Here is a 13,153-nt window from a genome sequence, read left to right on the forward strand (position 1 = left end):
GGAGCATGGGCGGCCGAAGCAAAGGGTCAGGCGGCAAGCCGGTCCAGATCGGCCGCCGCGAACAGCAAGTGGATCGCCGCAGCTTCCGTCGTGACCAGGGCGCGGACGCCTGCGGCAGTAAGCGCGGGCGCGTCGATGGCGGCGGTGTCCGCGAGTTCCACTCTCAGGCGATTGCCGTACCGGGCCGCACCGCGCAAGTTGGCCGCGCCGCCGAGAGCCTCGACCAGAGCCGCCGGAAGCGGCATCTGCTGTGCGCCCTGCGCAGCCCCCGCGGCCCGCGCGACTTGGGGCATGGGCGCAGGCCCCGCCGCCATGGCTTCCCGGATCTCCACCGAAACGATGTCGGCCACGGGGCCGAGGATCACCTGCAGCGCCTTGTCCGAAGGGCGGATCACTCCGCGCGCCCCCAGCGCCTTGAGCCGCGCCTCGTCCACCGCGCCGTGATCGACGATGATGAGGCGCAGGCGCGTGGTGCAGGCGGAAACCTCCACCAGATTGCCGCTGCCACCCAGCGCGGCGAGGTAGGCGCCGCCGCGCGTGTCGCCGGCCGGGTTCTCTCCGGCCGCCAGGACCGAGGTCGGGGCCGGAGCCGCCACATCCTCGTCCTCGCGCCCGGGGGTCTTGAGGTCCAGCTTGCGGATGGCGAAAGCGAAGACGCCGTAATAGACCGCGAAATAGACCAGCCCCACCGGCAGCAGCAGCAGCGGGCGCGTCGCCTTGCCGAAGTTCAGGACATAGTCGAACAGGCCCGCCGAAAACCCGAAGCCCAGATGCATGCCAAGGGTATCGGTCAGCCACATCGAAAGGCCGGTCAGCACCGCGTGGATCGCGTAAAGCACCGGGGCGAGGAACATGAAGCTGAATTCGATGGGCTCGGTAACGCCGGTCAGCAGCGAAGTCAGGGCCAGGCTGAAGAACATGCCGCCCACCGCCTTGCGCCGCTCGGGCCGCGCCGCGCGGTACATCGCCAGACAGGCCGCGGGCAGGCCGAACATCATGACCGGGAAGAAGCCGGTCATGAAGCTGCCGGCGGTCGGATCGCCCGCGAAGAACCGGCGGATGTCGCCGTGGGCGCCGTTGTAGTCGCCAAACACGAACCAGAACAGGTTGTTGAAGACGTGATGGAGGCCCGTCACCAGTAGCAGGCGGTTGATCAGGCCGAACAGGAACAGGCCCGCTCCGCCCAGGCCGGTGATGCCGTGGCTGACGCCGTCGATCCCGGTGGCGATCGGCTGGAAGCCCAGGCCGACCAGGCAGGCCAGCAGCAGGCCGGCCACGCCCGAGACGATCGGCACGAACCGGCGCCCGCCGAAGAAAGCGAGGTATTCCGGCAGCTTCATGCCCGAGAAGCGGTTGTAGAAATTGCCGCCGATCAGGCCCGAGACGATGCCGATCGGCACGTCGAGCCGCCCGATGGCCTGGCTCTTGGCCGCCGCTACCGCCGCCGCGAAAGCATCCTTCGACAGCGCAGGATCGATCCCGGGCGGTACCGGCATGAGCACTTTGGCGCCTTCGGTAGCGACCAGGAAGCAGACGATGCCCGCAAGGCAGGCCGCGCCATTGCCGTCCCGCGCATAGCCCGTGGCGACGCCAATGGAGAACAACAGGCCGAGGTGCGAAAACAGCGCATCGCCCGCCGCGCTCAGCAGCGCGATGTCGAGCAGATCGGGCTGGCCCAGCCGCAACAGCAGGCCCGCTACCGGCAGGACCGCGATCGGCAGCATGAGCGCACGGCCCAGCGGCTGCAATGTTTCGAGAACCCGCCTCATGCCCCCTGCTCCTTCAGAAATTCGCGTGACAATGCGCGCACCTCCCCGGCCGAGGCGCATTCCAGCGCCCGGGCCGCAAGCCCGCGGCAGTCCTCCAGGCTCAACGCCGAAACCAGCGCCTTGATATCGGGAACTTGCGCCGGCGTGGCGGACAGTTCTCCCACGCCGAGACCCAGCAGCAGCGGCACGGCCAGCGGGTCCGATGCCAAAGAGCCGCAAACGCCGGTCCAGCGGCCATGGCGCGCGCCGCCTTCGCATGTAAGGCCGATCAGGCGCAGCACCGCCGGGTGCAGACCGTCGATGGCAGAGGCCACGGCCGCATTGCCGCGGTCCATGGCCAAGGCGTATTGGGTGAGATCGTTCGTGCCGACCGAGAGGAAATCGGCCTCTCGCGCCAGGATGTCCGCCGTGGCGGCGGCGGCGGGCGTTTCCACCATGATGCCCAGCGAAACCGGCCCCGCCAGTCCCAGTCGGGCCGCCACGCTTTCCACCACCGCCCGCACGGCGCGCAGTTCGGAAAGGCTCGCCACCATCGGCACCATGATCCGGCATTGCCCGGCCGGACGCACCCGCAGGATCGCCTCGACCTGCGCTTCCAGCAAATCGGGATGAGCAAGGCCGACGCGAATGCCGCGCAGGCCCAGGGCCGGGTTTTCCTCCTGCGGCATCGGCAGGAAGGGCGCGGGCTTGTCGCCGCCGATATCCAGCAGGCGCACGATCAGCGGGCGGCCTTCCAGGGCATCGGCGATCGCCTGGTACGTTTCGCCCTGTTCGGCGGCGCTGGGCGCGCGGGGCTGGTCCACGAACAGGAATTCGCTGCGCAGCAGACCGCATCCTTCGGCGCCGTTCGCCTTGGCCTGCCGTGCATCGGCCAGCGAGCCGAGATTGGCGAAGACTTCGATGCGGTTGCCGTCTGCGGTGTGGCAGGGGCCGGTCGCTTCCAGCGCTGCGGCGCGGCGCGCGGCCTGCGCGGCGATCTGCGCGCGAACGCCGTCGATCCGCGCCTGTGACGCAGCCGTCTCCAGCCGGGCAGCGGCGGCATCGACCACCAGCGGCGCACCGTCCGCGATGTCGTCTAGCGCGGTACCCATCGCCACCAGCATCGGCACGCCCAGACCGGCCGCGAGGATGGCGACATGCGAGGTCGGGCCGCCGTTGATCAGGCAGATCGCGGCGAGACGCCCGGCATCGAGCGCCATGAGCTGCGAAGGCAGCAGGTCTTCGGCCAGAAGCACTGCCTCCTCGGGAAGCGCGAAGCCCGTGGCATCGCCGCCGCTCAGCCCCGCCAACACCTGCCGTTCCAGATCGCGCATGTCGTCCACCCGCTCGGCCAGTCGGGGATCGCCGGAACGCAGCAGGAGATCGACTTGCTCGCCGATGGCAAGCCGCCAGGCCGCCCCGGCGCTCTTGCCTTGTGCCATGGCTTCATGCGCGGCGGCGAGCAGGTCCTCGTCCTCCAGCATGACGGCATGGGCCGCGAGGATCGAGGCCGCATGCTGCGCCGCGCCTTCGCTCTCGCGCGCGATCTTTGCGCGCAAGGCCGCCAAGGCCTCGTCCAGCGCCGCGCGTTCGGTGGCAGGATCGCCGGAGCCTGCGGATACCGCGATCTCGCCCAGACGGTAGTGGACCGCGCGGCCAACGGCCAGACCCGGCGCGGCGACCACTCCGGCCACCGTGCCATCAGCCGCAACCTGCGTGACGCGGCGCTGCACCGGCGCTGCGGCCGCGCTCACCGGCGGCGGGACGGCTTGCTCGCCCTCTTCCGCCAGTTCGCCCATGCCGCCAGCGATCAGGGCGGCCAAGGCATCGAGCACTTCGGCGGCCTGCGCGCCGCGCGCGTGAAGCGAAATCCGGTCGCCCAGCGCGATGCCCAGCGCCAGGACGCCCACGGGGCTGCGCAAGCTGGCGGACCTGCCCGCGATCTCCACGCGCACGGCCGCCTCGAACGAGGTCGCCACTTGCCGCAGACGTGCGGCCGGGCGGGCATGGATACCGTGGCGCAGCGGCACGAGCAGCTCGCGCACCAGTTCCCCGTCAGGTGTTTCGGACTGTTCCGCCCCGCCGTTCGCGGAAGCGGCCAGGCGGCGCAAGGTCATCACCGCCTCGCCCACCGCGACCGGGCCGGGCGCGCGCTTCCAGTCCAGCGCCCATTCCTCGCCGGCCAACAGGAGCACCGGCGTCATCGCGCTCGGCGCGCCGGTCACCACCGCGTCGAGATCGAAGCGCACCAGCGGGTCGCCTGCCGCCACGGCCGCATCCGCCACCACCAGCGGCGTGAAACCACGTCCGGCCATGGCCACGGTATCGACGCCGAGGTGGACCAGCACTTCCGCGCCTTCTTCGAGGCGAAGGGTCACGGCATGGCCGGTCGCGGCGAGCGAGGCCACGATGCCCGCGCAAGGCGCATGAAGCATGGACCCTGTCGGATCGATGGCCACGCCATCGCCCACCATGCCCCCGGCAAAGACCGGATCGGGAATTTCATCGAGCGGCGCCAGCCAGCCTTCGAGCGGGGCAAGGATCGTGATCACGGCTTCACCGGTCGGGCTGGTGCGGTCGGCGGTCATGGTATGGGCAACGGCGGCGGTCATCGGATTGGCTATTTCCCCGTGATCGGATCAGAATACCCGCTCGCCCGCGATCCAGGTCGCCTGCGGCGCCATGGCGCGGTCGAGTTGGACGAAGTCGGCGGTGCGTCCGGCGGCAATCGTGCCTCTTTCCCCGGCGATGCCCAGGAATTCGGCGGGTTGCACGGTGGCCATGTCGACCGCCTGCGCCACCGAGAGGCCCGCCAAGTCCACGGCATTGCGCACCGCGCCGGCCATGTCCAGCGAGGCACCCGCCAGCGTGCCGTCGGCGCCCACGCAGCGCCCATCCGCCACGGTGATCTCGCGGCCGTCGAGCGTGAAACGCTCAAGGTCCGAACCCACGCAGGGCATGGCGTCGGTGACCAGCACGAAACGGTCGAGCGGGCGGCTTGCCAATGCGATGCGCATGACGGCGGGATGGACATGGTAGCCGTCGGCGATCAGCCCGCACCAGGCCGAGCGGTTCTCCAGCGCCGCGCCGACCATGCCGGGATTGCGATGGTGCAGCGCCGACATGGCATTGAACACGTGCGTCACGCCCGTCACGCCCATGCCGAAGGCCGCGCGCGCGGTCTCGTAATCGGCGTCGGAGTGGCCCATCGCCAGCACGACTCCCGCCGCGACCAGCGCCCTGGCCTGATCGGCGTGGAGATATTCCGGCGCGATGGTGAAGAGCACGCGGCCCGCGCGGGGCCTGATGAGCAGGTCGACCATGGCGTCGTCCAGCTTGCGCAAGTTGCCCTCGGAATGGATGCCGCGCCGCTTCGCGTTGAGCACCGGCCCTTCGACGTGGATGCCGATGCAGCCGGGAACTCCCGCCGCAATGGCCTCGTCCGCGGCGTCGAGACCTCTCGCAATCACGTCGGGCGTGGCGCTGATGAGGGTGGGCAGCATCGCCGTCGTGCCGAACCGCGCGTGGGCGGCGGCGATCGCGGCGATACCTTCCGGGGTCGGCGCGTCGTTGAGCAGCACCCCGCCGCCGCCGTTGACCTGAACGTCGATGAAGCCCGGCAGCAGCCAGCCGCCGGCGAGATCGATGACTTCGTCGGCCTCATCGGGCGCGTGGCCCGGCACGGCCGCGGCGATGCGCCCCTGCTCCACGGTCACGACGGCATCCCGCGACCAGGCGCGGCCCAGGTAGACGTTGCCGTTGGCGAAGGCGATCTTCATCAGAGTGTCTCGGTGACCTTGCGCAAGTGGGCTGGATTGTCCGGGTCGAGCCCGCGTGCAAGCGAAACCGCGTTCACTTGCGGATAGAAGGCCTGGATCATCAGCAACGGCTCCAGCGCCGCATGGCCCGCAAGCGCGGCCAGTGTGCTCTCGCCAAAGGGCTGCGCGGCGTCGAGCAGAGTGACTTGCGCGCCGCGCCCCGCGAATTCACGGGCAGCCTCGCGCACGCTTTCGCCGCTGGCGTCCGACGTGGCGAAGGCGACGATGGGGAAGCCCGCGTCGATGATCGTCATCGGGCCGTGGCGCACTTCGGCGGCGCTATAGGCCTCGGCGTGAAGCGCGCAGGTTTCCTTGAGCTTGAGCGCCCCTTCCTGCGCCACGGCAAAGCCGTATCCGCGCGCGATCACGAAGAGATTGCTCGCCCCGGAAAGCCCTTCCACCAGATCGAAGGGTGCCGTGCGAGCCGCGATTTCCAGCCCCGCGGGCAGCCGTTCGAGCGCCGTGCCGAGCGCGGCATCACCCGTCCACTGCGCCGTCAGCGCCGCCACCCCGGCCAGCGAGGCGATGAACGACTTGGTCGCGGCCACCGATTTTTCCGGGCCGGCGTGAAGCGGCAGCACCCAGTGCGCAAGGTCGGCCAGCGGCGCGGAAGCGTCATTGACGAGCGCGACCACCCGCGCCCCGGCACGGCGATGCGCCTCCACCGCAGCCAGCAGATCGGGGCTGCGGCCGCTTTGTGAGATCGCCAGGACGAGAACCCGCCCCGGCTGCATCTCCGCGCCGAACACGGAAGACACGCTGAGCGCGGAAGAGGAAACCGGGATGCCGGCCAGCGTCTCGATCAGGTACTTCGCATAAGTCGCGGCATTGTCGGACGAACCCCGCGCGCAAGTGACCACCACCGAGGGCGGATTGGCGCGCAGGTCCTCTGCCAGGGCGGCAAGGGCGGCGCGGTTGTTTTCCAGGAAACGGCGGACGGCCTCTGCAGCCTCGGCCGCTTCCCGGGCCATGAGGGACGTCGAAGGGCTTGCGGTGTCAGTCAGCATCTTTGGGGGACTCTCCTGCGCATCGTCGCCGGCCGACCATGAAGTCGAGCCGGAAGCGACGGCCTACCAATCTGGTATAAGTTCTATATTGGTATTCCCGAAGTCCGATCGATGCGCAAACTGTTTTGCACCGGCTCCGACCGTTTTCTTCACGTCTCCCAGTAGAGCACCGGTTTTCCGGCTCCGCTCAACCCCCTCACGTGCGTTCGATAGCGCGTTTCAACCGGGCGACTTGCGCAGGACTCGTCACTGCCCTTGGCCCCTTCTGGAAGCCCAGTTCCTCCAGCCGCGCACCGCCGGAACCTGACTCCCCCGGCGTGCGGCAAGAGGCGTGAAACTCCGCGATTCCGGCGGAGCGAAGCGCGGGTACAGCCTCCGGAGACACCCCCGCGCCGGCCAGGATGACGATCCGGCCCGCCGCCAGTTCCTGCAGGTGCGCCAGCATGGCCACACCGTCAGGCGCGCGGACAGCCCCGCCCGAAGTCAGGATCCGATCGAAGCCCAGGGCCACGGCTTGCTCCAGACCCGCCTCCATATCATCGAGCAGATCGAAGACCCGGTGCAGGGTCAGGGAAAGCCGAGCCCCGCGCGCGCTGCCGGCGCGCCGTGCATGGTCGATCCACGCGCCCAGAACAGCAAGGTCCAGACCCTGCGCCGACCCGGCGCCGATCACGACGCCGGCCAGCCCGGCCTGCGCCGCCAGATCGATATCGCCCATCACCTGGCCGACTTCCTGCGCATCATAGACGAAGTCGCCCTCCCGCGGGCGGCAGAGCATGTGGACCGGGATCGGCGCGGCCGCTGCAAGGCGGACCAACGATTGCGCAGGCGTCAGACCGCCCAGGGCGAGCCCGCTGCAAAGCTCGATGCGGTCTCCGCCGCCGGCAACCGCCGCGGCAATGCCCGCGGCATCTTCGACACAGACTTCAAGCACTTCGCCGCTTCCTCATGACGCTACGCCCCGCGATTTTCTCCGGGGCGATTCGGTTGCCGACGAATTGGACATAGTTTGGCCTTTCGCACTACCCCATCCCGCGTCGACTGCCTGAGCGCTCCACCGCTTGGGCAACAGCGCCGCCAGCGCTTGCCACGCATTTCCGCGGTTTAACGCGCCACGGCCACCATTGCCCGATGACGAGAAAATTTCCCATAGACATCAGGATCTATTTTGGTGACATTCAACCATGACATTGGAATGATATTGGCATTGTCACAGGAAATAGTCGGCGCGCATTCCTCACAAAATAGATGCTGAAGCGCGGGGACAGGTTCGGGCCATGAGGGAAACAATGATGAAATTCGCACGCGCGACTTTGCTGGCCACCGGCGCCACCGTGGCATTCGCCGCCCCTGCGTTTGCCCAGGACGGCCAGCAGCCGGCAGCGCCGGAAGACGCGGGCGCCATCGTCGTCACCGGCATCCGCGACGCGCTGACCAATGCCATCAACGTGAAGCGCAATGCCGATGCGGTCGTGGATGTCATCACCGCCGAAGGCATCGGCAAGTTTCCCGACCGCAACGTCGCGGAATCGCTGTCGCACATTCCCGGCGTCAGCGTCGACCGGCAGTTCGGCATCGGCGAGCGCGTCTCCATCCAGGGCACCGATCCCGCGCTCAACCGCGTCCTGATCGACGGCCATTCCATCGCTTCGGCCGACTGGGGCGGCAATGCCGGCGATGTGACCGGACGCACGTTCAACTATTCCCTGCTCGCGCCGGAAATCGTCTCGCAGATCGAGGTGTTCAAGTCGCCCGAACCGCGCATCGACGACGGCTCGCTGGGCGGCACCGTGATCGTGCGCACCCGCAAGCCGCTGGACCTCGACAAGAACACCATCAACGGCTCGATCGGCTACGGCTACAACGACCGCTCCGAAATCGGCAATCCGCGCGGCTCGCTGCTCTATAGCTGGAAGAACGACAGCGCGACCTTCGGCATTCTCGTCGCCGGGACTTACGACAAGGACTCGCTGGCCCGCGCGGGCGTCGAATACTTCGGCTACAACAGCGGTTCCGACTTCACCTCGACCGATGCGGCCGGGAACGTCACGCTCAACAACCCCGATGCCGTGCTGACCGGCGGCACCGCGGCGGACCTCGCCGCTGCGCGCTATCCCTATGGCATCAACCATGCCTACTTCAAGCAGACGCGCGAGCGCATCGGCGGCCAGTTCGCCGTGCAGTGGGCGCCGAGCGACCGTCTCGAATTCGACCTGACCGGCCTTCACATCGAAGGCACCTACAACAACTTCAGCCAGTCCCAGTACGTCGTACCCACCTGGGCCGCCGGGGCGCTGCAATCGGCGACGATCTCGAACGGCCTCGTCACTAACGCCTCCTTCGGCGCGACCGACCTGCCCTCCACCAGTTCGCAGCTGGACATGAACTACCGCAAGACCAAAGTGCGGACGGACAGCTATAACCTCGCCTCCACCTGGAAGGCGAACGACAGCCTGACTCTTTCCGGCAATGTGGGCTGGACCAAGGCCACGGGCGGCACCGATCCCGAATACCTGATGAACCTCCAGTCCAACATGCCCTTCAGCTACAGCTACGGGCAGAACCAGACTGCAGTGACGTATTCCACCGCGCCCACCGATCCGACGGCCTTCTTCCGCTCGGACCTGCGGCCTGTCACCCTGCCCGATGGCAGCACGGTGCAAGCCTACCAGATCGGCGGCATCGCCACGTCCCGCCAGCGCGACAAGGAAACCTACGGTCAGCTTGACGCCAAGTGGGACGTCGAGGACAGCTTCTTCAAGTCCGTGCGCATGGGCGTGAAGGCATCCGACCACGTCAACAGCCTGAGGGCCACCGGCTCCCAGGTCTACCTGACCGATCCGATCAGCCTGGCGGACTACGACTACACGCTCACGCCCTCGGGCCTGTTCAAGGGCCTGGGCTCCGGCGGCAACGCCAACCAGTTCGCCACCTTGCGCAGCGGAGACGTGATCGACACGCTGGAAAACGGCCTCTACGTCGACACCGGCCTTGACGAGGGCACTTCGTTCAAGGTGCACGAGAAGTCGGCCGCGGCTTACGTCCAGCTGGACTTCGAGACCGGGCCGATCCGCGGCAACCTGGGCTACCGCGCGGTCTATACCCAGGATGTCTCGGACTATTATCTCTACACCGCGGAGAGCGACAGCTATTCGCCGGCCCGTGCGAAGAACGACTATCTCAAGGGCCTGCCCAGCATCAACGTGAGCTGGGACGTCAACGACCAGATCAAGGTTCGCGGCTCGATCGCCAAGGTCATCGCCCGTCCCCGCTACGGCCAGCTCGCCGGCGCCTTCAGCCGCAACGACACGCAGCTGACGGCCAGCGGCGGCAACACCGACCTCAAGCCTTATGCCTCGACGAACTACGAGCTTTCGGCCGAATGGTACTTCGGCCACAGCGCGCTGCTTTCGGCCGAGTATTTCCGCCGCGAGATCTCATCCTACATCGTCACCACCACCAGCCAGCAGGTGCTGTTCAACAACCTGACCCAGCAGAACGAGACCTATATCGTCTCCAGCCCGGTCAACGCCTCGAACGCCACCGTCAATGGCGTGTCGCTGGGCTTCCAGACCCCGATCTGGGGCGGCTTCGGCATCCTGACCAACTACACCTTCGCCGATGCCAAGGGCGGCACGGGCGAAAACGGCGCGGTGCTGAACCTGCCCTATCTCTCGAAGCACACGATCAACGTGATCCCCTACTTCGAGAAAGGCCCGTTCCAGGCCCGCGTCAGCTGGAACTGGCGCAGCCACTACTTCACCGGCATCGGCCGCCTGGACTCGGTGGATTCGACCGACGGCTATCACCAGCTGGACGCATCGATCTCCTACAGGATCAACGACCACTTCACGGTCCAGGCCAACGCGCAGAACCTGCTCGATTCGACATATTATTCCTACAGTGGCAGCAAGAGCGCGCCGACGGCCTTCTACAAGAACGGGCGCGTCTTCGCCGCGACCGCCCAGTTCAGCTTCTAAGTCCCGTGCAAAAGCGTGCAGGTCCCTCTCCTCCTCCTTGAGATCTGCAGGCACACGGGCCGGCGCCTGTCCACGGGCTTGACCCGGCGGACAGGCGCCGCCCTTTTCGGGTCGTAACGGCCTTTGAAAGTTGAATGGATGCCTGAATGACCGCGCTTTCCCGCCGCCGCCTGATGTCCGGATCCTGCCGCCTCGCGCTGCTGGCCGCCGCCGTTCCCGCCGCACCGGCGCCGCTTCTGGCCGCCGAGGCGGAGCCGGCCGCGAAAGCCGATCCCTTCATCGGCACCGGCGGTGATGGTCATACTTTCCCCGGCGCCACCCTGCCTTTCGGCATGGTGCAGTTGAGCCCGGATACCGATACCGCGCGCTGGGACACCTGCTCGGGCTATCATCACGGCGACGCCTCGCTGCTGGGCTTTTCGCATACCCATCTGTCCGGCACCGGCATCGGCGACATGCTGGACGTGCTCGTCATGCCCTGCCGCGGCGAAGTGCGCCTCCGGCCGGGACCGCTCGACCGCCCGGACGAAGGCTATCGCCTGCGCTACAGCGACGAGGCGGCGGAGCCCGGCTATTACCGCGTACAGCTGGAAAACGGCGTCGCCAGCGAACTGACCGCAACGCTGCGCACCGGCATCCAGCGCCATGTCTATCCCGCCGATGGCAGCGGGGGGCATCTGCTGATCGACCTCTCGCACCTCGTGCTGGATTCCTCGGACAAGCATCCGCTGATCGACGATGCGGAACTCGCCCTGGATGCGGACGGCACGCTCACCGGGCAGCGGCGGGTGTTCCGCTGGGCCAAGGGGCGGCGCATCCACTTCGCCATGCAGTTCTCGCGCCCGCCGAGCCGCATCGATTTCTTCGGCGACGACGATGCCCCACAAGCCGCGGGCAGTGCGCAAGTGAAGGGCCGGCGCCTGAAGGCCGCAGTCCATTTCGACGATGCCGGCAGCGCGCCCATCGTCGTGCGCACGGCCGTCTCGGCCGTGGATGTCGCGGGCGCCCGCGCCAACCTGGCGGCGGAAGCGACGCACTTCGACTTCGACCTCTATCGCCAGGCCGCTGCCCGCGCCTGGGCCGGCGAACTGTCCCATGTCTCGGTGACGGGCGGCAGCGCGGAACAGCGCACGATCATGGCCACCGCGCTCTATCACGCCGCCATCGGGCCTACGCTGTTCTCGGACGTGGACGGCCGGACCATGGGGCTTGATCGCAAGGTGCACCAGTTGGCCCCCGGCGAGACGGCCTATAGCGCCTATTCGCTATGGGACACCTATCGCGCCTTCCATCCCCTGCAGACCTTGCTGCGCCCGGCGCGAGTCGGGGAATTCGTGGCCGACCTCGTTCGCCAGACGCAGCAGAGCCCCTATGGCCCGCCCGTCTGGCCGCTCCAGGGCGTGGAGACCGGCTGCATGATGGGCTGGCATGCGGTGCCGGTACTGGCCGAAGCCATGGCCAAGGGCATTCCCGGAGACTACGCCGCCGCCTGGCCGAACATCCGCCGCCGTTCGTTCGACTTCACCATGCCCGTGCTCGACAATGCGCGCGGCATCCCGGACTACGACGCCAAGGGCTATGTCCCGGCGGACAAGGTGTTCGAAAGCGTGAGCCGCACGCTCGAATATGCCTATGACGACTATGCCGCCGCCCGGATCGCCCGGGCAGCAGGCGCCGCCGGCGACGCCGCACGGCTGAAGGCGCGCTCCGGCAACTGGAAGAACGTGTTCGACACCGCCACCGGCTTCGCCCGGCCCCGGCTGGACAACGGCGCCTGGACCGAGCCTTACGATCCGGTGGAACTCGGCCATTCGGACAAGTGGCGCGACTTCACCGAAAGCAACGGCTGGCAGGCGACCTTCCTCAACCAGCACGACGTCCACGGCCTTGCCGAGGCGATGGGCGGTCCGGCCGGGCTGGAGGCCAAGCTCGACGCCTTCTTCAACGCGCCATCCACGCTGCCCAGGAACGCACCGCCGGACATCAGCGGCATGGTCGGCCAATATGCCCATGGCAACGAACCCTCGCACCACGTCGCCTACCTCTATGCCTGGACGGGCGCGCACTGGAAGACGCAGGCCATGGTTCGCCGCCTGCTCGCGCTCATGTACCGCGCCCGACCGGCAGGCGTGATCGGCAACGACGATTGCGGGCAGATGAGCGCGTGGTACGTGCTTTCGGCGCTGGGGTTCTATCCGGTCGATCCCGTCAGCGGCGTCTATATCTTCGGCAGTCCGCTGTTCGAGGAAGCGCGCGTCAGGCTGGGCAACGGCCGCGAACTGATCGTGAGCGCGCCGGGCAACCGCTCGGACCGGCCCTATTACGGCCGGGTGGAGTGGAACGGCAAGTCGCTGGACCGCTGCTGGATCCGCCACGAGGAATTGATGAAGGGTGGCCGCCTGACATTCCACATGCAGAACGTGCCCGAGCTTTCGTTCGGACAGCGCCTGCAGAGCCGTCCTCCCCGTCAGGTTGATGGCCCGCCAGGACTGATGGCCCTCCGGGACTGAGGGCCTCCTGCACTGCGCCCCCTCATTGGCGTCGCCGGACTGGATCCTGGCGGCGGCACGGGCGCGCGTTTCCGTGCAAGTGGCAGCACG

At 67.9% G+C, this 13,153-nt stretch carries 7 protein-coding genes; 2 read left to right on the forward strand and 5 right to left on the reverse strand.

Annotated elements, in window-relative coordinates:
• Positions 1 to 26: 26 nt before the first annotated feature.
• The 5 genes from nagE to AB4Z00_RS05420 all read right to left on the reverse strand — a co-directional run bounded on the left by nagE (position 27) and on the right by AB4Z00_RS05420 (position 7,507).
• On the reverse strand, positions 27 to 1,769 hold the full coding sequence (gene nagE / locus AB4Z00_RS05400) for an N-acetylglucosamine-specific PTS transporter subunit IIBC (protein WP_442045226.1): 1,743 nt from the start codon (positions 1,767 to 1,769) through the stop codon (positions 27 to 29).
• Positions 1,766 to 4,360: a phosphoenolpyruvate--protein phosphotransferase gene (gene ptsP / locus AB4Z00_RS05405; protein ID WP_442045227.1), complete on the reverse strand. Its 2,595-nt coding sequence runs from the start codon at positions 4,358 to 4,360 to the stop codon at positions 1,766 to 1,768. The genes nagE and ptsP overlap by 4 nt, the downstream gene beginning before the upstream one ends.
• Before the next feature lie 27 nt (positions 4,361 to 4,387).
• Positions 4,388 to 5,530, reverse strand: coding sequence for an N-acetylglucosamine-6-phosphate deacetylase (gene nagA / locus AB4Z00_RS05410; protein ID WP_442045469.1), 1,143 nt, complete (start codon positions 5,528 to 5,530; stop codon positions 4,388 to 4,390).
• Positions 5,527 to 6,573 carry an SIS domain-containing protein gene (locus AB4Z00_RS05415; protein ID WP_134093515.1) on the reverse strand — a complete coding sequence of 349 codons (1,047 nt, stop codon included), beginning with the start codon at positions 6,571 to 6,573 and terminating at the stop codon, positions 5,527 to 5,529. Before AB4Z00_RS05415 ends, nagA begins: the two co-directional genes overlap by 4 nt.
• Positions 6,574 to 6,769: 196 nt before the next feature.
• Complete coding sequence (locus AB4Z00_RS05420; RefSeq protein WP_442045228.1) at positions 6,770 to 7,507, reverse strand: copper homeostasis protein CutC; 738 nt, start codon at positions 7,505 to 7,507, stop codon at positions 6,770 to 6,772.
• A gap of 358 nt (positions 7,508 to 7,865) precedes the next feature.
• Here AB4Z00_RS05420 and AB4Z00_RS05425 point away from each other — a divergent pair, with 358 nt between their 5' ends.
• Both AB4Z00_RS05425 and AB4Z00_RS05430 read left to right on the forward strand, forming a co-directional pair.
• Positions 7,866 to 10,553 carry a TonB-dependent receptor gene (locus AB4Z00_RS05425; protein ID WP_442045229.1) on the forward strand — a complete coding sequence of 896 codons (2,688 nt, stop codon included), beginning with the start codon at positions 7,866 to 7,868 and terminating at the stop codon, positions 10,551 to 10,553.
• Between the two features lie 146 nt (positions 10,554 to 10,699).
• Positions 10,700 to 13,063, forward strand: coding sequence for a GH92 family glycosyl hydrolase (locus AB4Z00_RS05430; protein ID WP_442045230.1), 2,364 nt, complete (start codon positions 10,700 to 10,702; stop codon positions 13,061 to 13,063).
• Positions 13,064 to 13,153: the final 90 nt, after the last annotated feature.

This window comes from Novosphingobium sp. YAF33, from assembly GCF_052113265.1.
Lineage (GTDB): Bacteria > Pseudomonadota > Alphaproteobacteria > Sphingomonadales > Sphingomonadaceae > Novosphingobium.

What these genes read in the sequence shown, in the direction of transcription:
- nagE (WP_442045226.1), bottom strand. Translation starts at nt 1,769, where the DNA reads ATGAGGCGGGTTCTCGAAACATTGCAGCCGCTGGGCCGTGCGCTCATG.
- ptsP (WP_442045227.1), bottom strand. Translation starts at nt 4,360, where the DNA reads ATGACCGCCGCCGTTGCCCATACCATGACCGCCGACCGCACCAGCCCG.
- AB4Z00_RS05415 (WP_134093515.1), bottom strand. Translation starts at nt 6,573, where the DNA reads ATGCTGACTGACACCGCAAGCCCTTCGACGTCCCTCATGGCCCGGGAA.
- AB4Z00_RS05425 (WP_442045229.1), top strand. Translation starts at nt 7,866, where the DNA reads ATGAAATTCGCACGCGCGACTTTGCTGGCCACCGGCGCCACCGTGGCA.
- AB4Z00_RS05430 (WP_442045230.1), top strand. Translation starts at nt 10,700, where the DNA reads ATGACCGCGCTTTCCCGCCGCCGCCTGATGTCCGGATCCTGCCGCCTC.